The following is a 22893-nucleotide window of genomic DNA, read 5'->3' on the forward strand; positions in this document are numbered from 1 at the left end:
AATGGAAGCAGTACACAACACACCGATGATGAAACAATACTTCTCGATCAAGGCAGATTATCCGGACGCTTTCTTGTTTTATCGGCTCGGTGATTTTTATGAATTATTTTTTGAGGATGCCAAGAAAGTCGCCCATGAACTGGAGTTGACGTTGACGGCGAAAAACGGTAAAAACGCGGAGCATCCGATTCCGATGTGTGGCGTGCCCCATCACGCGGCGAACGGCTACATCGAACAGTTGATCGAGCGTGGTTATAAAGTGGCGCTTTGTGATCAAGTCGAGGATCCAAAGTTGACGAAAGGACTCGTCAAACGCGAAGTCATCCAAGTCATCACACCGGGAACGTTGATGTCCGCCTTGACAGAAAAAGAAAATCGTTACTTAGTTGCGGTCGTTGAACAGGACGGTCGCTTTGGGATTGCCAGAGGAGATGTCTCGACGGGTGAGAGTGCCTTGACAAGCGTTGCAACACTCGATGGTGTAATCAAAGAATTAAGCATTATCTTGCCACGGGAAATCATCGTCACGACAGAGGAACATGAGACGGCACTTGCGTCCTTACGGATCCCGCTGACGCGAAGTTCACGACGCGAGACACATCCACATGGAGATCGCGCGATTGATACAGCCCAAGCGGAAGCCTTTGCTGTCCTCTATGCCTACATGCACGATACACAAAAACGAGCGTTGACACATCTGCAACCGGCAGTTGTCTACGAAGCGAGCGATTTCATGCAACTCGAACCGAATACGGTCAAAAATCTTGAGCTCGTCCGCTCGGCACGGACAGGAGACAAAAAGGGTTCGTTGCTTGGTCTACTTGACGTGACAGGTACAGCGATGGGTGGACGGATGTTGAAACGCTGGCTGGAAAAACCGTTGTTATCGGAGCGAGTCATCACGGAACGGCTCGACGCTGTCGAGGAACTGTTGCAACACTATTTCGAGCGTCAGCAATTAAAAGATACGTTACGGGAAGTCTATGATCTTGAGCGACTCGTCGCAAAAGTCGGTTACGGAACAGCGTCAGCGCGTGATCTCGTTCAATTGAAGTCGACGTTGCGATTGATTCCCCGTATCCAATCAGCACTTGAAGAGATGATGAGCGAACGTCTCGGTCAACTTAGTCTCGGACTCGATCCACACGACGAATTGAGCGATCTACTCGATCGTGCGTTCGTTGAAGCCCCACCGATCTCAACGAAAGAGGGCGGGATGATCAAGTCCGGTTATTCACCAGACCTCGACGAGTTACTTGTCGCTTCAAAAGACGGCAAAACGTGGCTTGCGACACTCGAAGCAAATGAACGAGCAGCAACCGGCATCAAAACGTTGAAGATCGGTTACAACCGTGTCTTCGGCTATTACATCGAGGTCTCGCGTGCAAATGCCAAACTGTTACCGGAAGGACGGTATGAACGGAAGCAGACACTCGCCAATGCTGAGCGTTATATCACACCGGAATTGAAGGAAAAAGAAGCATTGATCCTTGGTGCGGAAGAGAAGAGTGTCACGCTCGAGTACGATCTCTTCTGTGGAGTGCGCGATGAAGTCAAAGGACATATCGAAAGCTTACAACGCGTCAGTCGCCGGATTGCGGAACTCGACGTCCTCGTCGCACTGGCTGAGATTGCCGAAACACACGACTATGTCCGACCAATCACGACGACGGGACGAACGGTTGATATTCAGCAAGGGCGTCACCCGGTCATCGAGACAGTCTTACCGCGCGGCGAATATGTTGCGAACGGGATTACCTTAAACGAAGAACGCGAGATGTTGTTGATCACTGGACCGAACATGTCCGGTAAATCGACCTATATGCGACAGTTCGCCTTGATTGCCTTGTTACATCAAATCGGCTCGTTCGTACCAGCTTCTCAAGCGGAACTACCAATCTTCGATCAAATCTTTACTCGGATCGGGGCGGCAGACGACCTCGTCAGTGGACAATCGACGTTCATGGTCGAGATGGTCGAGACACAAGAAGCGTTGACGCGTGCAACAGACCGGTCGTTGATTCTGCTTGATGAAATCGGTCGCGGGACCTCGACGTATGATGGGATGGCACTTGCGCAAGCAATCGTTGAACACATCGCTCGTCATGTTGGAGCAAAGACACTATTTTCGACGCATTATCATGAATTGACAGTGCTCGAAGAATCGATTGATCGATTAGCGAACGTTCATGTCCGCGCCGTCGAACAAGAGGGACGCGTCGTCTTCTTGCATGAAGTACGCGATGGAAAAGCTGATCAATCGTACGGAATCCATGTCGCGCGGCTAGCTGATTTACCAGATAGTCTGATCGAGCGGGCGCAAATCCTCTTGTCCGAGTTCGAGCAGGCGGAGCCTGTTCCGGTCGCAGCACCTGTAAAAGCCCCTGTTCAGGAGGAGCCGATTGATCAACTCAGTCTGTTCTCAGAAGCGGATCCGTTACGAGAGACGATGGCTAGTCTTGATTTAATTAATATGACGCCACTCGAGGCACTGAATACGCTATACCGTCTACAAGCCGAAGCGAGAAAGTGAGGAGAATGCAGTGGGAATCATTCGTGAATTATCCGATAGTTTAGCGAACCGGATCGCGGCGGGAGAAGTCGTTGAACGTCCCGCATCGGTCGTCAAGGAACTGGTTGAGAACGCACTTGATGCCGGTGCGACCCAAATCGATGTCGAACTCGAAGAAGCCGGAATGAAACGGATGACGATCCGTGACAACGGACACGGGTTTTACCCGGATGACGCTGAACTGGCTTTCGTTCGTCACGCGACGAGTAAGATTAAGGACGAGCATGACTTGTTCCGAATCAAGACACTTGGTTTTCGCGGAGAGGCCCTTGCCTCGATCGCGTCCGTCAGTAAAGTGACGTTGAAGACGAAACGCGAGGACGCGGAAGGGATTCAAGTGACGCTTGAGTACGGGACGGTCGTTCAGCGGACACCAGCTGCCATGAACCGAGGAACGGAATTGACAGTCGAGCATCTCTTCTTCAATACACCGGCTCGGCTCAAATATTTAAAGACGACGCATACGGAGCTTGCCGCAATCACGGACGTGTTGAACCGAATGGCGTTCGCCCATCCGGACGTCAAGCTTCGGGCTACCCATGAAGGGAAGACGCTGATTCAGACGAATGGATCGGGAGACGTCCGGCAAGCACTGGCGAGTGTCTACGGTCATCAAACGATCCAAGGGACGTTGGTCGCTAAGGGAGCGAATGCCGATTATCAACTGACATGTCATCTCGTCAAACCGGAAGTGACCCGTGCCTCGAAGAATTACATCACGTTGATTCTTAATGGACGTTCGGTCAAAAACTTTGCCCTGACGCAAGCGGTCTTGAACGGTTACCATACGCTCTTACCGATTGGACGGTATCCGATTGCCGTCATTGAGGTGACGATGGATCCACTCCTGATTGACGTCAACGTCCACCCGGCGAAACGGGAAGTTCGTCTCTCAAAAGAGATGGAGCTCTGCCAGTTGATTCAAGAGACAATCAAGATGACGCTCAGCCGAGAGACGTTGATTCCGAAGGTGACGTCACCGAAACCGAAAAAGGATCCGAGTAGTCAAGAGAAACTCGATTTTTCTTACGTCGCGGAACCGGTCGAGGAGACGTCATCGCGAGCAGTCTGGAATTATCCGATTCCGAAAAAACCGCAAGAGGACGATCGATCCTCTGTAGAGAAACCATTGCCGTTTAGTAACGAGGATGATCTATTCGAGCCCATGGAACCGGTCAAGCAGGACGTTGTCGAACCGATAGAGGAATCCCACGCTCGTCCGCGCTTTCCACACCTCGACGTCATCGGACAACTTCATTCGTCCTATATCGTCTGTGCCGGAGAAGACGGGATGTATATGATTGATCAACACGCGGCTCAGGAACGGATCAAATACGAGACGTATAAAGTCATGTTCGGTCGACCACCGGAGCAACGGCAGCAATTACTCTTACCATATACGTTTGAAATCTCGTCAGATGACATGAAACGAATGGAGGAAATCCTTCCGTTACTAAAAGACGTCGGCATTGAATTCGAAGCGTTCGGTCCACAGAGCTTCATCGTCCGAGAAGTCCCGACGTGGTTCCCGTCCCATCGACAGGAAGAGACGATTCAAGAATTACTCGATGAGGCATTGATGAAACGGAAAATCGATCTTGAGACGTATCGGGAAGATGCCGCCATCATGATGGCATGTAAGAAATCGATCAAGGCGAATCATCCGTTGAACGATGAGATGATGCGTCGGTTGATTGATGATTTAGCGAAGACAGAGATGCCGTTCACGTGTCCACACGGACGTCCAGTCATCATTGAATGGACGACATATGAACTCGAGAAGCTATTTAAGCGAGTCATGTGATTTTGCTTAGGAATAAAACATATAAGTATAAATAATGTTAAATTCTCTAAATATAGTTAGATGAGTAATCTTTCTATTGATAGAGAATTTTTTATATAGAAAATTGTATGATTAGAATAATTTTTCTGGAATAATGAAAAAATAGAAATAAATGCTATAATTACAAAGTGGAAGTTTCACTAATATAGATATTGGAAAGGAATAAGAAAATATTTACTATGAGAAAAAAATTAATTAAAAAAAAGGTGATTTTATTTATTGTAGCTTTATTAGTTATTGGTGGAGGAGTTGCGAGTTACTTAGTGATTAAAGAGAAAAAAATCAACAAGCAGTTATTAGAAAAGAAAAAAAAGAACAACAAGAGAAAGATTACCTTACTTTAATGAATAATACTGTAGAAAATCTAAATACTCTAAGTGATACTTCTAACGACGTAATTGTAATGTATAGCGACGTTTGGAATGCTTCTATTGAAAATAATTTAAGACTAAGTTCTCTTGCAAATTATCTTGGAGTAGATGAATCGTCAGTTGAGAATAATGCACCAGAGAATGGAACACGTTTTAATAATAGAGGTCGTTATATTGAAAGAGGCGAATTTAGCGCAGCATTAGAAACTGTTCATGGTGTGTTAGAGGACGAGGGTATATATAGCAGTATGGAGGATGCACAATTTACTATTGATGAGAGTGTAAATAAATTAAAAAGTCCATCTGAAAAATATATGGATCTATATTTAGATTTTAAAGAATACTATTCAAATTATTCTACTTATTCTAGCTTAGCCAAAGAACCATCGGGTTCTTATTTAACATACACAAAGGAAACTAGCGAATTGAAAGTAAATCTTGAAGCTGAATATAATTCATTGGCGATTAATTTTAAATAAATTGTTAAAAATTAAATATAAGTAATTTTGAACGAGATGATTACTTATTTAGAACAAATTCTAAGGTTGATTGTTGAAGGAAAGAGGCGGATAATAGGACCCGAAACTGTTAACAAGGGGACCTTTATCATGCTGTCACGCGTTATGCGTATTATTCAAATCATTGCTCAAATCGCACTTATTTTTTGTTTTTCACTCAGTGGGGACTGGGTGAGCGAAACCTTTCAATTACCATTACCCGGTAACATCATCGGCTTGATTCTACTGTACCTGGCGTTAAAAAGCCGTCTGATTCCGCTTGTGGCCGTCGAACGGGGCGGGACATTTCTTCTGTTCGTCATGCCATTGTTCTTTGTTCCAGCACTGTCCGGAATCATGGATTATACCGCATTTCTCCGGACATCCGGTTTACAGGTCGTGTTGATCGTCATCGTCAGTAGCCTTCTGACATTAGTCGGATCAGCATATATCGTTGATCGACTAGCACACCGAAAAGAGGCGGTGACACGACATGAATGAGGCACTGTTTTGGATCATCCTGTCAATTGCATTGTTTAGTATCGCAATGTTCATCTATCAACGTTATCCTCGTGTCTGGACGTTACCAATTCTGACGGTAACGGCAGTTTTGATCTTAATTCTCGTCTGTTCTGGAGTCTCACACGCAGAATACATGCAAGGAGGACAATACTTGTCGAAGATGCTCGGTCCAGCGATCACGGCATTTGCGATTCCACTCTATCGGGTCCGGCATCACGTTCGGCGTTTTCTAACAGAAATCGGACTTGGTGTTTTGCTTGGAACATGTATTGCCATGAGCTCTGATTTGTTACTTGGTCTATTGCTTCATCTTGAGCGGACAACGAATCTTGCTCTGTTACCGAAGTCGGTCACGTTACCCGTCGCCTTGGCGATTTCACAAAAAGCTGGTGGGACGACGACGCTGACGGCTGCTTTCGTTTTATTGACGGGGTTAACTGGATCGATCGTCGGTCCGAAGCTCATGACGGGATTAAAGATTCGCCACTTCGTCAGCCGTGGGGTCGGTTTAGCATCAATCGCTCATGTCATGGGTGCGACGAAGTCGATGAGTCTCGATCAACGGGAAGGGGCGGTCGGTCTGTTGACGATGGTCTTGACGGCTGTCTGTGCCAGCATTCTCGCACCGTTTTTAATCACATGGTTATATGGCTAAACACTCTGTTTTTTCAACGGAGTGTTTTTTTGTAACCGATTGAAACTTGTCGACCACTTTTGCAGTATAGTACAACAGAAAACAGGGTGGAGGAGAAGAGGATGATCATTTGGATTAACGGTACGTTTGGCGTCGGGAAGACGACAGCAGCAAAAGGACTACACCAACGCTGGAGCGGATCATACATTTTTGATCCGGAAGAGACAGGCTATTTCTTACGGGTACAACTGCCGGAAAACAAGGACGATTTTCAGGATGAGCCGTTGTGGCGCACGTTTAATCGACAGCTCCTCGAACAGCTCGATACGGAAGATGCGCGGATCATCGTACCGATGACCTTGACGAATCCAACGTACTTTCAGGAAATCATCGGGACGTTACGCGAGACTGGACATGATGTCCGTCATATCGCCTTGATGGCGAAGGAGACGACTGTCAAACGCCGCCTGATCAGCCGCTTTGAGCGTCCAAACTCGTGGGGCGGTCAACAAGCGGAACAACGACTACGGCAATTATCCGATCCGCTGTTTCGTCAACAGATCCAGACGGACGATCTGACAAAAGGACAAGTTGTCGATGCGATTGCTCTCGTGACTGGGATCGGACTCTCGCCTGCCCGACCATAAAGGATTCAAGAGAGATGTTTCCGGGAATCATTAGATGATAATAGATGAGGAGGAAACAATCTTGAACGAAGGGCAATATACTGCTAGGAGGATTTATGAACATGAAACACTGGATGACTGAGAAGTTAGGCAGACAGTTGATGGCAATTTTTTATAGTGTCTTTGCACTAAGTGTCATCACATCGGTTGCCAGTTATTTATACGTGGACAATGCAGACGGTCGGACGAAGGAACAGGTACTCGACCAGTTACAAAAGACACAATGGTTCTGGTTTTTAAACTTGATGGTTTTTTTATTTTGTCTATTGTTCATCGTCCGTCCGTTGATTCATCGGGTGACGTCACAGCTCCGCGAATTGAATGTCAAAAGTCGCCGTCTTGCGGAAGGAAAGTCGATTTCGCTCGAGCATGATGTCGACAGCCATAATGAAGTCGGTCAATTGACAGCATCGTTTTACCAGATGGCACGGTCGATCTCATCACAACATGCGGAACTGTCAGCAAAGAATCAAGAAATGGAACGCAATCAGGAAGTACTGACGCAAAAGCAGGACGAACTTGAGCGTGCTTTGGAAGTGACTCGGACGAACGAATTGCATTTACAAGATCGGAACGAATTAATTGAAACGCTTGCTTCAAAGGAGAGTTTATTCGATTATTCTTCTGTCATCAGTACGATCGTCCGATTGACGAAGACGGAATTTGGTGCCCTGTTGCTGATCAAACATAATGAGATCGCCCAAGTCGTTCCAAAGGAGATGACGGAGGATCAGCAGGAGAGCTTAAAAACAGAATCATTGCTGCTGAAACGGGTCATGATTTCAAAGGAGACAGCGCATTCCTCGAAAAAGGTCGCCAATGATGATCTTATCAAGTATCCGTATCATGTCTATGAGGGAGTCATTCCGATCATGGATCCGGCGAAGGAGGAATTGATTGCTTGTCTTTATTTAGCGCGCTTTGACGCGCCGTTCAATCAAAAAGATTTGGCGGAACTGGAATCGTTCTCGAAACAAATCGCCATTTCATTGATGCGGATGTCACTCTATGAACAGATGGAATATGAACGAAAAGAGACGGCGCAACTGTTGAATTCCGTTCGGGAAGCGATTCTTTATATCAAACATGAGGAAAAGACGATCTTAGGGAATCAGGCATTATTTGATATCTTCCAGTCGTTACAGGTCGAGGAAGACAATGACTCGATGACGTTTCTTGAAGTCCGACCAGAGACGATGTTCGAGCAGATGGACCAGAAAGAAGCTTTTGAAGCGTACTTTGAAGAAGTCTTATCGGGTGAGATCCCTGAGGGCATGTTCTCTTTGTCGATCGACCAGGGTGAATATTTCATTCAAGTTTATGCCGAAGCCATCGCGCATGGAGAACAGTCGAAAGGAACGATCCTCGTCTTCCGTGATGTCACGGCTGAGACAGAGGTTGATCGGGTCAAATCAGAACTCGTCTCGACGGTTTCGCATGAACTTCGAACACCGCTCTCTTCAATTTATGGCTTTACGGAGCTGATGTTGAAACGGGATCTGGATCCCGAGCGGAACAAGCGATACTTGCAAACGATTCATGATGAATCGAAACGATTGACCAATCTTGTCAGCGACTTCTTGAACGTTCAGCGGATGGAGTCAGGAAAGCAAGAGTATGATAAACAAATCTTTGACCTGAAAGAAATCGTCAAGGAACAAATTCAGTTTTATCAAGCAGCGACGGAACAACATAGTCTGCAGCTTGATTTGAATGACGAACAGGACTTTATGGTCGAAGCAGATGCGAACAGTATGAAACAGCTACTCGGAAATCTATTGAATAATGCAGTCAAATACTCACCGGACGGTGGGGATGTCGTTGTGACGCTGACCCATCAGCACAATCAGATTGAACTCAGCGTCCGTGATTTCGGAATCGGGATTCCGAGTCATTCGATGCCGCATCTATTCAGCAAGTTCTATCGTGTCGATAACTCAGACAGCCGAAAAATCGGCGGAACAGGTCTTGGATTATCGATTTGTAAAGAAATCGTTCGAGCGCATGATGGCAACATCGAAGTCGAATCGATCTTGGGAGAAGGGACGGTTTTTCGGGTCAAGTTACCAAGTGCGACGGACGCGTTACTCGAAGCAGAATGAAGAGATGAAGAAGAGGCGATATCATGCGCCTCTTCTTTTTTGTCGTTTCTCGTGTGAGATTCGTCCAAGTCCATGAGATCGGCTAAAATGTAGAAGAATCGGGCTTTTACGCAATAAACCGAACAGATTGATGACAAAACGGCTGAAACAGTTGAAAAAATCGTAAGGTATGCAGGGATTGCACTTCTTTCGGCTCCATCGCTATAGTGAAAACAAAAAAAGCGGGAGAGGAAGAAGAATCATGGAGAGCTTAGAAGCGTTACTCACACCACCGCAAGAGATCGAACAAGAGAATGCAAACATTGATGGCAAAACACCACTTGCGAAGTTACAACGGATTGCTGGGGAAGCAGCACGGCAGATGATGCGACGACATCTCGAAGCGGATGTCTTGCAGGCGCTTGACGACAACATCTTGTATATTCATGACGCCGATTATTATGTGACTGGGACGACGACTTGTGCCCAAATTCCGCTCGGTCAGTTACTCTCAAACGGATTTCAGACAACGCACGGTTCGATCCGTCCGGCGCAAGACATTCGTTCTGCCCTCGCCCTTGCAGCAATCATCGTCCAGGCGAATCAAAACATGCAGCATGGCGGACAAGCCTTTGCGACCTTTGACGATGATATAGCACCATTCGTCGAAAAGACCTACCAACGCGAATGGACCAAACTACATGACCTCGTGCCGCATTGGAAGCGACGCAAGCGGGAGCGGCGCGCATGGCAGGAGACGTATGAAAAGACGTTTCAGGCGTGCGAAGCGTTCATCCATAATACGAATTCGATGCATTCACGCGGTGGGGGACAGGTACCGTTTTTATCCGTCAATTATGGAACGAATACGACGCAGGCAGGGCGGCTCTTCCAGCGCGCCTTGCTGACAGCGACGGAGCGTGGACTGGGCAAGGGTGAGACACCGATTTTTCCGATTCAGATCTATAAAGTGAAACAAGGAATCAATCTGTCACCAATGGACCCAAACTATGATTTGTTTAAACTCGCTACACGGGTAACAGGAAAGCGATTGTTTCCCAACTTTGCATTTCTCGATGCACCATTTAATCACCAGGAGCAACCGGGAAAAGCGGAAGTCGCGTATATGGGATGCCGGACCCGTGTATTCGAGGATCGTGGAGACATACCGTCCGTCACAGGTCGTGGTAATTTATCCTTCACGAGCATCAACCTTGTCCGCTTGGCACTTCAAAGTCAAACCGTCGATCAAATGTTCGAAGCCGTCCAAGATACGACAAGACTTGCATGCCGGCAACTCATCGCACGGTATGAGTTCCAGGCAAGTCGAACGGCTGACGAGTTTCCATTTTTATATCAACACGTCTGGAAAGACGGTGAGACGCTAAGAAATACGGATCAGGTAGGTCCGGTCCTCAAACACGGGACGTTAGCGGTCGGCTTCATCGGACTTGCTGAATGTTTGTCCGTCCTGACGGGGAGTCATCATGGTTATTCCGAACTAGCACACCGGATTGGTCTTGCATTGATTCAAGCGATGCGGACGGTAGTCGACAATTTTGGCGAACAGACAGGGTTGAACTTTAGTTTACTCGCAACTCCGGCCGAAGGATTATCCGGTAAGTTCACACGTCGCGATGTCAGTGACTTTGGTGAGATCGAAGGAGTGACAGATCGACCGTATTATACAAATTCCTTTCACATTCCTGTCGATGCGCCCGTGACGATCCGTGAGAAGATTCAACTTGAAGCCCCGTTCCATTCATTATGTAATGGCGGTCATATCACCTATGTCGAGACGGATGGTGCGCTTGCTGGAAATCCGGAAGCAATCGAAGACATCGTTCGTTTAATGGCGGAGGCTGGAATCGGTTATGGATCAATCAATCATCCCGTCGATCGTTGTCTTGATTGCCGAACGGAGCAGACGATCGAGGATCAATGTCCGGTTTGCGGGAGTGGATCGATCGAACGCATTCGGCGCATCACCGGATATCTCGTCGGTACGCTGGACCGCTGGAATGAAGCGAAACGGGCAGAAGAGCAGAATCGGGTGAAACACGATGCTACGCGTTCTCTCGCTTCTTCCTGACTCGGTCGTCGATGGTCCTGGTTTACGAACGGTGTTATTTCTTGCCGGTTGTCCGCATCATTGTGCCGGCTGTCATAATCCGTCCTCCTGGGATCCGGCAGGTGGTGTAGCTTGGACAATTGATGAGACGATCGCGCGGATTCAAGCAACTGGTCACCGGCGTCTGACGCTATCCGGTGGGGAACCGTTGTTACAAGCAATAGCGCTCTATCGGCTACTAGAACGACTCGGACCAGACTATGAAGTGATCTTGTATACGGGCTATGTGTTGGAAGAGATCATTAAGCACCGAGAATGGCACCCTTTGTTACGCCGACTAGATGGATTGATTGATGGTCCGTTCATCCTATCGAAACTTGACCGAACGACAAGCTTTCGGGGGAGTACGAATCAACGAATGTATGATCGACAGCATTTAAACAAACGTTTGGATTAGACAAAAACTCCCCCATCTTTTTAGACAGGGGAGAATCAAATCATGCATATTTTTGTTCTTGATCGACGGATTCGACGACTGCGAGTGTCGTTGTCCGTCGTTTTTTGATGAAAAACGATAAAATCAAAGCAGCAAGTGCGAGTAACGTCGCGATGAAGAACGTATCATTGATTCCTTCGATCATCGCCTGCATCTGCAACCATTCCGGATTAGCGGCTTCTGGTTGTGAAGCGAGTTCCGGAACGTGGTGTTTCGTCCGCGATGTCATGATCGTCACGAGCAGACCTGAACCAATCGCACCCGATACTTGTGACAACGTGTTGTTTAATGCCGTACCGTGAGGTGTCAAATGTTGTGGAATATGATTCAATCCGTTCGTCATGACCGGCATCATGACCATCGAGATTCCAAGGAAACGTAACGTATACATGATGACGAGGAACGCGTATGACGTATCCGCAGCTAGCTGACTGAATGAGAACGTCGTCAAGACAGTCAGTGATAAGCCGATGATGGCAAGGATGCGAGCACCAAATCGGTCGAAGAGACGACCTGTTATTGGTGACATGATCGCCATAACGATCGCACCCGGTAACATCAAGAGACCAGAGTGAAATGGTGAGATGCCACGAATCGTCTGGATGTAGATCGGCATCAAGATCATCGCGGAGAACATTGACATGTTCAAGACCATTGAAATCCCTTGCGATAAAGCGAACATCGGATACCGGAAAATACCGAACTCAAGCATCGGTTCTTCGAGCATGAATTGACGTATAATGAAGGAAGTCAAACTGATTACACCGATAATCAATGATCCGATGACCGTCCAAGATCCCCATCCGGCAGAACCGGCGGAACTAAATCCATACAACAAACCACCGAAGCCGAAGCTTGAAAGGACGAGTGAGAACAAATCGAGCTTAAGTGAACTTTGAACCGTCTCTTTCTTCAATAAGAAGGCACCCGTGAAGAGTACGAGCAATGCGATCGGTGTGACGAGATGGAACAACATCCGCCACTCATAATGTTCAAGAATCCACCCGGACAATGTCGGTCCGATTGCTGGAGCGAAGGTGATGACGAGTCCGAAGATTCCCATCGCTTGCCCACGCTTTTCGATTGGGAAACCGGTCAAGAGAACGTTCATTAACAGTGGCATCATGATCGCGGAACCCGAGGCCTGCATCATGCGCGCGCCGAGTAGGAGCGGGAAGATGTGTGCTTGTCCAGCGATAATCGTTCCGAGTGAGAACAATGTCATCGCCGTCAAGAACAGTTGACGCGTTGAGAACTTTTGGACGAGGAATGCCGACGTCGGAATCATGATTCCATTGACGAGCATATATCCCGTCGTCAACCACTGGGCGGTGCTTGCCTGAATACCGAACGATTTCATGATCGACGGTAAGGCGATGTTGAGTAACGTCGAGTTTAGGACCGCAACGAACGCACCTGCCATGAGGACAGCTAAAATTAAATAAAGTCGTGATGATTGCTTGCTTGATTGCATTTCGTTATGCTCCTTTTGTACTACGAGTCTAAAATGTTAGACTTGAATTCTATGACTGACTTGGCTATCTTACCAGCAGAAGTCGAATGAGTTCAAATTATTTGCTTCATACACTAAAATAAGTGGTTCTCGAACCAATTATGAACAGAAAAGGACAAGACCATGAATCCAAAAAAGAAACAATTATTAGATGCTGCCTATCAACTATTCGTCGAAAAGGGTTATCAATCGACATCCATTCAGGATATTCTCGAACACAGTAACGTTTCTAAAGGGACGTTCTATAATTACTTCTCTTCTAAAAACGAATTATTCATTGATGTCTTTAATACCGTCTTTGAAAAAATGCGGACCGCGCGTAAGGAAATTCTTGTCGGACGGGATGTCTCGGATTATGAAACATTCATTCAACAAGGAAACTGTTATTTGGAATTGATGCAAAAATATAAATTATATACATTGTTCGAAGAGGCCATTGCTTCAAATGAAAAAGAACTCAAGACGTTCATGGAAAACAATCGACTTCTTGAGATCGAGTGGACGTTCGATCGGTTACGTGATTTATTCGGTCAGACGAAGGAACCGTATCTTCTAGATTTAGCAGTCATTTACACGGGGATGTTGCAATATGCAATGTACTTCTTCCGTCAATCTGAGCCGAACACTCAACCGGAACGGGTTGTCCGCTATGTGTTCAATCGGTTGACGCATCTCGTCGAAGACGTCAGTCGGACGGAGGAACAATTGATTCCGCCACGATTCCTATCGGTCTGGCTCGATCGTCCACAAGATGAAGTCGTCATTCGGAAGGATTTATTCGAAAAGACGAGCGCACATATGAAGCGTTTGATCACCTTGTCTTCGATTTCCGAAGAATCGAAGGAAGCACATGAAGAAGTTCTCGATTTCATCTATGAGGAATTGCTCGAACGTAAGAAACCGAAAATCCATCTCCTGCGCCGGGCACTCGAGACGATGGATGAAGATCCGGTCTTTGCGGGCCAGGAAATCATGGCGACTTATAAAACGATGGTCGATGAGATTGCCCGCATTCGGACCAAAACTTCCTAAAAAGGTTGCTTTTTGAAACTAATCCAATTACACTGAGATCATTCATGTTAGAAAAGGGGTCTCAATCATCATATGTTTACTCAATGGAAAAAAGAGTGGTTCTTGCAACCAAAAGCGGATTTGTTGTCCGGAATCGTCGTTGCCTTAGCACTCGTCCCGGAAGCAATCGCGTTTTCGCTGATCGCTGGTGTCAACCCGATGGTTGGGCTATACGCTTCCGTTATCATTGCAATTGTCATCTCGATTGCTGGTGGTCGCCCTGGAATGATTTCGGCTGCGACTGGCGCGATGGCACTCGTCGTCGTTCAGCTCGTCAAAGATCACGGTGTTGATTATCTACTAGCTGCCGGTATACTTGCCGGAATTCTACAAATCGCGTTCGGCTTTTTAGGAATTGCCAAGTTATTACGATTCATTCCTCGAGCTGTCATGGTCGGATTCGTCAATGCGCTCGCCATTCTGATTTTCTCGGCGCAATTGCCACAGTTCGAAGGGCAAAACTGGATTATGTATGCGATGGTCGCCGCGTCACTCGCCATCATCTTGTTATTTCCACGGGTCACAAAAGCGATTCCGGCGCCACTTGTTGCGATCACGATTATGACGGTATTAACAGTCGTCTTTTCGCTCGATACCCGTGTCATCGGGGATATGGGACAAATCGAAGCGGCGTTACCAAGCTTCTTCTTGCCAGATGTCCCGTTCTCACTCGAGACACTTCAAATCATCTTCCCATATGCCTTGTCACTCGCATTCGTTGGTTTGATCGAATCGTTACTGACAGCACGAATCGTTGATGAAATGACGGATACGACGTCGAACAAAGCGATGGAATCGCGCGGACAAGGAATTGCGAACATTATCGCCGGTATGTTCGGTGGAATGCCAGGTTGTGCGATGATCGGGCAATCAGTCATCAATGTCACATCCGGTGGACGCGGTCGCTTGTCGACGTTGACAGCAGGTGTGTTTTTGATGCTATTGATGTTTACGATGAACGATCTATTGATGACGATTCCAATGGGAGCACTTGTCGGTGTCATGTTCTTCGTCTCGTATGCGACGTTTGACTGGGGCTCATTCAAGATGCTCAAGACGTCACCGAAAAGTGATTCTGCGGTCATGCTCGCGACCGTGTTCGTGACGGTATTGACGCATGACTTATCGATGGGTGTCCTTGTCGGGATTTTGCTTGCAGCGTTATTATTCGCGTCAAAAATTTCTCGCATCCAAGTCGAGCGTGAGGAGCAAACAGAACGAGTCCGTTATACGATCCGTGGACCGTTATTCTTTGCGTCGACGACTGCATTTGCGGAACAGTTCCAGCTCGATGCTGATCTATCATCGATCATCACGCTCGATTTCTCAGCGTGTCACTTATTTGATGATTCAGCCATCGAAGCGATCGAGAACGTCGTCTTGAAATATGAACGACTCGGCAAAAAAGTTGAATTGGTAGGATTAAATGAAGAGTCTCAGGCTCTTGTTGATCGATTAGCGCAACGGATTGCATAATGAATTTTATCAAAGGGGTAGCATTCCTAGGTACATGGGAATGCTACCCCTTTCTATTATCTTGACGAGTCATATAAGTACTATATATCCGATAGTTGTATGATGTGATAAGGTGTAAACTATTAAAGAAAGTTATCTGAACTAACGTTAAAAATATTAATTAAACTCACTCTAATAAATAAACGAGGTTCACTAAATGAAAAATTACCACCTGAATAGAATAATCAATTTAAGGTCGGTCGAAGCATATTTTTTGAGAACTGGTTATTTAACACCACCTATTTATTGCATGATACTGATTGATTATCAACGTCCTAGCACAATTGACGATTTTCCTTATTTAAAAAATATTGATGGAATCTCGGAAGACGAATTCGGAGATGATAATTATATTAAGGCACTCCTTATTTCATCTGAGGAAGTTACTCAAGAAACGTATGATGAGTTATGTATAGTGGCGGGTGGTTTTTTAGAGGATAAAGAAGAATGTCGATGGAACTTTGATGTTGAAGTTATTGATGATTTTAAACAAAAAAATAATTTGAACGACATTTTTCCATTACTTCAAAACATATTAGAAAAATACAATTGTTCAATAAACGTTGATCATATTCCTATAGAAAAGTTTAACTTCTTATCGCAAGAATAAACAATTTTAGGATGTTTCAATATTTAAATGTACTATTTGTTCAATATGATTCATGAGATAACTATTTATAACGGATGATTTCATAATTTTTCACCAGATAAAACGAACAACAAGATCGAGGAACGATTGAGTAACATGTATAGATGGTGCTCTATCTTTGAAAATAATAGTAAAATGATTTTAGGACTGAATATAGGCTGAAGAGGTTAGGTGCGACGGGTTATCCGTTTCGCTATACTAAAAATAAAGGGGGCATTTAAGATGAAATGGTTTCGATTTGAGCAAGATGGAAAAGTTGGCATCGGGGTTGAACAACAGGGCACTACATATGATGTAACAGGGCAAGTCTACACCGATTCATTGCTTGAAGTGATTTCACGTGAGTTTGATGTTGATCTTGATTTAGATATCGCACCACTACTTAAAGGGGATGTGCGACAACTCGCACCGTATGTACCAGCACGAAATGTCATTTGCGTCGGCAAGAACTATGCTGATCATATCAAAGAGATGGATACGGCGGGAGCAGGGAAATTCGTCTTGTTCACGAAAGCACCGACGTCGATCGTCGGTCCGTTCGAACCAATCGAACGGCATGCGGATTTGACGAAGCAACTGGATTATGAAGGAGAACTCGCCATCATCATCGGCAAGACGGGGCGTGATCTGACACCAGAAAATGCGCTTGATCATGTGTTTGGCTACAGTATTGTCAATGACGTGACGGCACGGGATTTACAAAAAGAACACGTCCAGTTCTTCCGTGGTAAATCACTCGATGGGTTCTGTCCGTTTGGACCGGTCATCGTCTCAGCGGATAGCTTTGATCCAAGTGACGTCCTCGTCGAGACACGTGTGAACGGGCAACTCCGACAGTCAGGATCAACCGCCTTAATGTTGCGTGACGTCGTAACGATTTTAGTGGAAGTGTCACGTGGGATGACACTTGAAGCCGGAGATGTCATCGCGACAGGAACTCCAGCTGGTGTCGGACATGGTATGAAACCACCGGTCTACCTTCAGACAGGGGATGTCGTCGAAGTATCGATTGAAGGAATCGGTCGTTTACAAAATGAAGTCCAGTGAACGAAGATGACCGAATTGATTGAATTGCATTCACCGCTTTCCAAATTACTTTGGAAAGTGGTTTTTTATTTTGTGAAAATCGTCAAAAATTTAAAAAATGATTGATTTCAAAAAATAAAACAGTCATAAAATGACCGTTTTTGATGTATAATGAAACTATAAGAACGGTTTCATGTCGAAAAAAGTCGTATTTTGAACGTTTTATAAAGAATTTATATAAATTTTGAACGTTTTTGATTGATTTTTATATGTAAACGCTTTATATTAAAGATGCGGAGGGAAACCTTATGTTAACCAAAAAACGCCATCAACTCATCCTTGAGCTTTTAGCCCGAGAAGAAGTCGTCAAGATGCAAAAGATCGTCGAACAAACCGGTGCGAGTGAATCCACGATTCGTCGGGATTTATCACAACTCGAGACAGCAGGTCACCTGCGTCGAGTGCACGGGGGAGCAACAGCAAACCATTTGCAAATTGAAGAACTGAGTTACTTCGAGAAGAGTGATCAGCATGTCGAAGAGAAGGAACGGATCGCGCGAGCGGCTGCCGACCTGATTGAAGACGGTATGTATGTCTATCTCGATGCCGGAACGACGACGCTTGCCATCGTTCCGTATCTCGAAGAGAAGGCGATTACGGTCGTAACGAACAGTCTTCCTCTAGCGAACACGTTACTCTATCACCGTATCCCGACGTTCGTCGTCGGAGGGCAACTCAAGCATTCAACGCAGGCACTCGTCGGTTACAACGCACGTGAAGGAATGTTGATTTACCATTTTGATGTCGCGTTCCTTGGGATGAACGGTGTTCATCCGGCACAAGGCTTCACGACACCAGATCCGGAAGAGGCACTCGTAAAGAAGACAGCGATCGAATTAGCAAAACAATCGTATGTACTCGTCGATGAGACGAAGCTGGATGCGATCAGCTTCAGTCGGGTGGCGTCCTTGCAAGCGGCGACGATCATCACGACGACATCCAGTGAGCAAGCAGCGAAATACAGTCAATACACAGAGGTGGTGAACGCGAAATGATTTATACACTGACACTCAACCCATCAATCGACTATTATGTCACGTTACCGGTATTTGAGGCAGGACAAGTCAATCGTGTCGAACAGGCGGAAAAAGTGGCCGGAGGGAAAGGAATCAACGTCTCTCTCGTCCTAAAAAACTATGAGGTAGAAACACAAGCACTCGGATTCCTTGGAGGAAGTACTGGACAATTCATCCGGACGGAACTCGAGAAACGAGGCGTGTTAACGGACTTCACACCGATTCAAGATGAGACGCGGATCAACGTAAAGATTCGTGCCGATCAAGAATCTGAGCTGAATGCAGCGGGACCGAAGATTCAACCGGAAGAGCTGGAGCATTTATTATCCCGATTCAAGACGATGCAAGCCGGTGACATCGTCGTCTTCGCAGGCAGTATCCCAAGCAGTCTACCGCATGATCTCTATCGTCATATCGCGACGATCTTGAATGAACGGAACGTCCGCTTCGCCGTCGATACGACGAAGGAAGCGATGCTTGAAGTCTTACCGCTCGGTCCATTTTTAATCAAGCCGAATCACCATGAACTCGGTGAAATTTTCGACGTCGAGATTACGTCGAAGGAGATGGCCGTTCCATACGCGCAACAGCTCGTCGAGCGTGGTGCCGAGAATGTCGTCATCTCATTTGCAGGAGACGGAGCACTGCTCGTCAATCGTCAAGGTGCCTACACGGCAAACACACCGGCAGGAAAGCTCGTCAATTCCGTCGGTGCCGGAGATTCACTCGTCGCTGGATTCGTCGCCAGCCACGCGCTCGGCAAATCACCAGAAGAAGCGTTCCGCTATGCGGTAACGACTGGCAGCGCGTCTGCTTATTCCTTCGGTCTTTGTACGAAAGAAGATATCGATCGTCTCATCAAAGACGTCAACGTCGTTGAACTCATTCAATCCTAAAAGGAGTGTGACTACTCATGAAAATTACTGATCTCTTGACACGTGATACGATTCAACTCGATTTACAAGCGTCATCTAAAGCCGCTGTCATCGATGAACTCGTCAACGTCCTCGATCGGGCAGGAAAACTAAACGATCGTTCGGCATATAAAGAAGCAATTCTCGCACGGGAAGCGCAAAGTACGACAGGTTTAGGAGAAGGCATTGCCATCCCACACGCAAAAACAGCAGCGGTCAAAACACCAGCAATCGCTTTCGGGCGTTCGGCAGGCGTTGACTACGAAGCACTCGATGGTCAACCAAGTCGGTTGTTCTTCATGATTGCGGCGGGTGAGAACGCAGATAATGCACACCTTGAAACACTCTCGAAACTATCCGTTTATTTAATGGATATGAACTTCCGCGATACGATCCTTGCGGCTAAAACGAAAGACGAAGTCATCGCAGCAATCGAAGCGAAGGAACGCGAAGAAGAAGGTCCAGTTGACGTCTCAAGCGACAACGTCGATCAAGACGCACCATATATCCTTGCCGTCACAGCTTGTCCGACAGGAATCGCACACACGTATATGGCAGCTGATGCCCTTCGTCAAAAAGCGGAAGAGATGGGTGTCCGTATCAAAGTCGAGACGAACGGATCGACAGGCGTCAAGAACGGTTTGACACAACAAGACATCAACGATGCGACAGCCATCATCGTCGCAGCGGATAAAGCAGTTGAGATGGATCGTTTCAACGGGAAACACGTAGTTGAAGTACCAGTTGCACAAGGAATTCGGAAACCACAAGAATTGATCAACCGTGCCGTCAAACAGGATGCACCTGTCTACAAAGCGAGCGGTTCAAGCGAAAGCTCAAAACCAGCTCGTGGCGGATTCTACAAACATTTGATGAGTGGGGTATCCGCGATGTTGCCACTCGTCGTTGCAGGTGGTCTCTTGATCGCAATCAGCTTCTTCTGGGGTATCAACTCTGCGAACCCAAAAGATCCATCGTACAATGAATTCGCTGCGCAATTGATGACGATCGGGAAAGCCGCGTTCGGTCTCTTGATTCCGATCCTCGCTGGATTTATCGCGATGTCGATCGCTGATAAACCAGGTCTTGCTCCTGGTCTAATCGCTGGTTTCCTTGCAAGCAACGGTAACGCTGGTTTCCTCGGCGGATTGATTGCCGGTTTCCTTGCCGGGTACGTCGTACTCTTGCTTGTTAAAGTATTCAAAGGTCTTCCAGCAGCACTTGAAGGAATCAAACCAGTCTTGCTCTATCCTCTGTTTGGTTCATTCATCACAGGAATGATCATGTTGCTCGTCATCAATGAGCCGATTGCGAAGTTCATGACATGGCTCACAGATTCATTGAACGGACTCAGTGGTGGAAACGCAATCCTCCTCGGTATGCTCGTCGCAGCGATGATGGCAATCGACATGGGTGGTCCAATCAACAAAACAGCATACGTTTTCGGTACAGCTGCTCTTACAGCAGGTAACACGGAAGTCATGGCAGCTGTCATGGCAGGTGGTATGGTTCCACCACTCATCGTTGCCTTCTCATCCACATTGTTCGCACGTAAGAAATTCACGCCGCAAGAACGTGAAGCAGGTATCGCCGCTTACGCAATGGGCGCATCGTTCGTCACTGAAGGTGCGATTCCATTCGCTGCAGCCGATCCACTGCGCGTCATTCCGTCAAGCGTCATCGGTTCAGCGATCGCTGGTGCGTTGACGATCGTCTTCGGCGTCTTGCTCCCTGCACCACACGGCGGTATCTTCGTCTTCCCGTTACTTGATGGTCCATCAGGTACGGTCATGGCAATCGTCGGTTACGCGGGTGCGATCCTCATCGGTTCACTCGTCGGTGCGGCAATCCTATCCTTCCTCAAAAAACCGCTTGTTGACCAATCGGTCGCGAAAGCGGAAATGACAGAAGGAACAGGTACGAAAGCATCATAATTCACCTAAATCTCCTCTCCGTTTTTAAGCGGAGGGGATTTTTTGTTGAATTTTGACGGCTAACGGTGAAGAATAGAGGGCATACTGAATAAGAAGGAGGGATGGACATGGGTGGACAATCCTTACAAATCGGACCACGGACCATTAAGACAGGTCTCGCGGTCATCTTGGCGCTGTTGATCAGTAACCTGTTCAACCTCAGCCCAATCCTGCCTGCGATCTCGGCAGCGACGACACTCCTGCCTTCGGTCTATCAGACATGGAAACAATTTCTCGAAGAAGCAGAGGCCAACTTGATTGGTGCCTTTTTGACGTTACTCGCACTTTGGATTTTAGGCGATAATCCGGCGAATCCGCTTGCGATCGGGATCGTCATCATGGCAGCAATTTCGATTTTGCTAGCTTTTGGTTTCGGGCGGACGATTCCACACGTCGTCTTGATGATCATCGTCATTCTCGAAAGTGTCGCGACTGCGACCGAACCACTTTGGCAAGTCGTTTTGATCCGCTACTTGCTCGTCATGCTCGGGATTGGTTGTGCACTCGGCATCAATGCGTTAATTTTCCCGCCACGTTACGGCAATGTCTATTACCAGAAAGCGACGAAACTCTTTGAGAAACTACTCGTCGTCACGCGAGCAATTGCCTTTGAAGGCAAGGTCACCCCATATCGGGCAGCAATCGATAAGATGGGACGTTCGCTCCTTGAGACACAAAACCTGTTCAACCTACACAAGGAAGAAATTAGAGGAACGCGTCAGAAGCATGCCTCGCTTCTACGGAACCTGCTGATCCTCAAACATATGCAATCGTGCCTCGAACGTGGCGTCGCGACGGCAGAGCGCTTCAGAGAACGAGAGAAGGCACTTGATTCGATTGCAGACGATCTTCGAAGTGAACTGTTCTATCATTTGATGCATATCGCCCAGCGACAAGAGAAAGTCTTGCTGACATACGATCTCCTGTTGACGGAAGAGCCGCTCGCGATGGAGGATCTCGTCAAAGAGAACATTGCCTTCGTCAAGCACTCTTTTCTCGACCGTGATGAACTCGAGGAAGAAGTCATCATGGAAATTTTACCGATCGTCGTCTCGATGAATGAGTGGATACAAGAACTCGAATCCTTTGAAAAACGCCTCAATGGTGGGCTTCGTCGCCATATCACATCATTGACGATCGAACAAAAATCAGTCCGTGATAAAACATTTAATCGATTTAAACGTAAAAAAGCCATTGACGAAAGTAAAAAGTAAGCGTATAGTCCTCCTTAACGATACTTTACTTGCTAAAAGCATAACAGTATAACAGCATAACAGAACGAAAGATTAAGCGATGATGAAACCGAAGTAAAGACCATCTCCCTGTTTCAGAGAGCACGTGGCGCTGCGAACGTGTACACAGATGGTGTTGAATTACAGTTTC

Annotated in this window: 19 protein-coding genes and 1 other annotated feature (1 of these 20 cut by a window edge); of the genes, 18 read left to right on the top strand and 1 reads right to left on the bottom strand. The window is 46.7% G+C overall.

All coding sequences use genetic code 11. The annotated features are described in order from the left end of the window. Position 1 precedes the first annotated feature (1 nt). The 10 genes from mutS to ACN9MT_RS05465 all read left to right on the top strand — a co-directional run bounded on the left by mutS (position 2) and on the right by ACN9MT_RS05465 (position 11734). The gene (gene mutS, locus ACN9MT_RS05420; RefSeq protein WP_426272920.1) at positions 2-2533 is read left to right on the top strand and encodes a DNA mismatch repair protein MutS; all 2532 of its coding nucleotides are present in this window, start codon (positions 2-4) and stop codon (positions 2531-2533) included. Between the two features lie 10 nt (positions 2534-2543). Next, on the top strand, positions 2544-4376 hold the full coding sequence (mutL, locus tag ACN9MT_RS05425) for a DNA mismatch repair endonuclease MutL (RefSeq protein WP_426272921.1): 1833 nt from the start codon (positions 2544-2546) through the stop codon (positions 4374-4376). Positions 4377-4594: 218 nt separating this feature from the next. Then, the gene (locus ACN9MT_RS05430; RefSeq protein ID WP_426272922.1) at positions 4595-4759 is read left to right on the top strand and encodes a hypothetical protein; all 165 of its coding nucleotides are present in this window, start codon (positions 4595-4597) and stop codon (positions 4757-4759) included. Next, positions 4759-5265: a hypothetical protein gene (locus ACN9MT_RS05435; RefSeq protein ID WP_426272923.1), complete on the top strand. Its 507-nt coding sequence runs from the start codon at positions 4759-4761 to the stop codon at positions 5263-5265. The genes ACN9MT_RS05430 and ACN9MT_RS05435 overlap by 1 nt, the downstream gene beginning before the upstream one ends. A 129-nt stretch (positions 5266-5394) precedes the next feature. Beyond that, positions 5395-5784 carry a CidA/LrgA family protein gene (locus ACN9MT_RS05440; RefSeq protein WP_426272924.1) on the top strand — a complete coding sequence of 130 codons (390 nt, stop codon included), beginning with the start codon at positions 5395-5397 and terminating at the stop codon, positions 5782-5784. Next, positions 5777-6460 (top strand): LrgB family protein, encoded by a 684-nt coding sequence (locus ACN9MT_RS05445; protein WP_426272925.1) that lies wholly within the window; start codon positions 5777-5779, stop codon positions 6458-6460. Before ACN9MT_RS05440 ends, ACN9MT_RS05445 begins: the two co-directional genes overlap by 8 nt. A 101-nt stretch (positions 6461-6561) precedes the next feature. Beyond that, complete coding sequence (locus tag ACN9MT_RS05450; protein ID WP_426272926.1) at positions 6562-7086, top strand: AAA family ATPase; 525 nt, start codon at positions 6562-6564, stop codon at positions 7084-7086. A gap of 101 nt (positions 7087-7187) precedes the next feature. Continuing rightward, positions 7188-9227 carry an ATP-binding protein gene (locus ACN9MT_RS05455; protein WP_426272927.1) on the top strand — a complete coding sequence of 680 codons (2040 nt, stop codon included), beginning with the start codon at positions 7188-7190 and terminating at the stop codon, positions 9225-9227. A gap of 241 nt (positions 9228-9468) precedes the next feature. Further along, a complete protein-coding gene (locus ACN9MT_RS05460) occupies positions 9469-11298 on the top strand; it encodes an anaerobic ribonucleoside triphosphate reductase (protein WP_426272928.1) in 1830 nt (609 codons plus the stop codon). Beyond that, positions 11270-11734 (top strand): 4Fe-4S single cluster domain-containing protein, encoded by a 465-nt coding sequence (locus tag ACN9MT_RS05465; protein ID WP_426272929.1) that lies wholly within the window; start codon positions 11270-11272, stop codon positions 11732-11734. The genes ACN9MT_RS05460 and ACN9MT_RS05465 overlap by 29 nt, the downstream gene beginning before the upstream one ends. Positions 11735-11774: 40 nt before the next feature. Here ACN9MT_RS05465 and ACN9MT_RS05470 read toward each other — a convergent pair whose 3' ends face one another. Beyond that, positions 11775-13247, bottom strand: coding sequence for a DHA2 family efflux MFS transporter permease subunit (locus ACN9MT_RS05470; protein ID WP_035408812.1), 1473 nt, complete (start codon positions 13245-13247; stop codon positions 11775-11777). Positions 13248-13409: 162 nt separating this feature from the next. Between ACN9MT_RS05470 and ACN9MT_RS05475 the strand changes: the two genes are divergently transcribed. From ACN9MT_RS05475 to ACN9MT_RS05510, 8 genes are all read left to right on the top strand, one after another. After that, positions 13410-14318 carry a TetR/AcrR family transcriptional regulator gene (locus ACN9MT_RS05475; protein ID WP_290755474.1) on the top strand — a complete coding sequence of 303 codons (909 nt, stop codon included), beginning with the start codon at positions 13410-13412 and terminating at the stop codon, positions 14316-14318. 72 nt (positions 14319-14390) lie between these two features. Then, a complete protein-coding gene (locus tag ACN9MT_RS05480) occupies positions 14391-15833 on the top strand; it encodes a SulP family inorganic anion transporter (protein WP_035408806.1) in 1443 nt (480 codons plus the stop codon). A gap of 196 nt (positions 15834-16029) precedes the next feature. Continuing rightward, a complete protein-coding gene (locus ACN9MT_RS05485; RefSeq protein WP_056060482.1) occupies positions 16030-16482 on the top strand; it encodes a hypothetical protein in 453 nt (150 codons plus the stop codon). A 261-nt stretch (positions 16483-16743) separates the two neighbouring features. After that, entirely contained in the window at positions 16744-17568 is an 825-nt protein-coding gene (locus ACN9MT_RS05490) for a fumarylacetoacetate hydrolase family protein (RefSeq protein WP_035408799.1), read from the top strand. A gap of 287 nt (positions 17569-17855) precedes the next feature. Then, a complete protein-coding gene (locus ACN9MT_RS05495; RefSeq protein WP_035408796.1) occupies positions 17856-18602 on the top strand; it encodes a DeoR/GlpR family DNA-binding transcription regulator in 747 nt (248 codons plus the stop codon). Beyond that, a complete protein-coding gene (gene pfkB, locus ACN9MT_RS05500; protein WP_195865443.1) occupies positions 18599-19519 on the top strand; it encodes a 1-phosphofructokinase in 921 nt (306 codons plus the stop codon). Before ACN9MT_RS05495 ends, pfkB begins: the two co-directional genes overlap by 4 nt. A gap of 17 nt (positions 19520-19536) precedes the next feature. Beyond that, a complete protein-coding gene (locus ACN9MT_RS05505) occupies positions 19537-21471 on the top strand; it encodes a PTS fructose transporter subunit IIABC (RefSeq protein WP_035408791.1) in 1935 nt (644 codons plus the stop codon). Between the two features lie 107 nt (positions 21472-21578). Further along, positions 21579-22724, top strand: a complete 1146-nt coding sequence (locus ACN9MT_RS05510) for an FUSC family protein (protein ID WP_035408788.1) — start codon at positions 21579-21581, stop codon at positions 22722-22724. Positions 22725-22794: 70 nt separating this feature from the next. After that, positions 22795-22893 (top strand) — a binding site (T-box leader); it runs 106 nt beyond the window's last position.

Source organism: Exiguobacterium sp. R-17 (assembly GCF_049913315.1).
GTDB lineage: Bacteria > Bacillota > Bacilli > Exiguobacteriales > Exiguobacteriaceae > Exiguobacterium_A.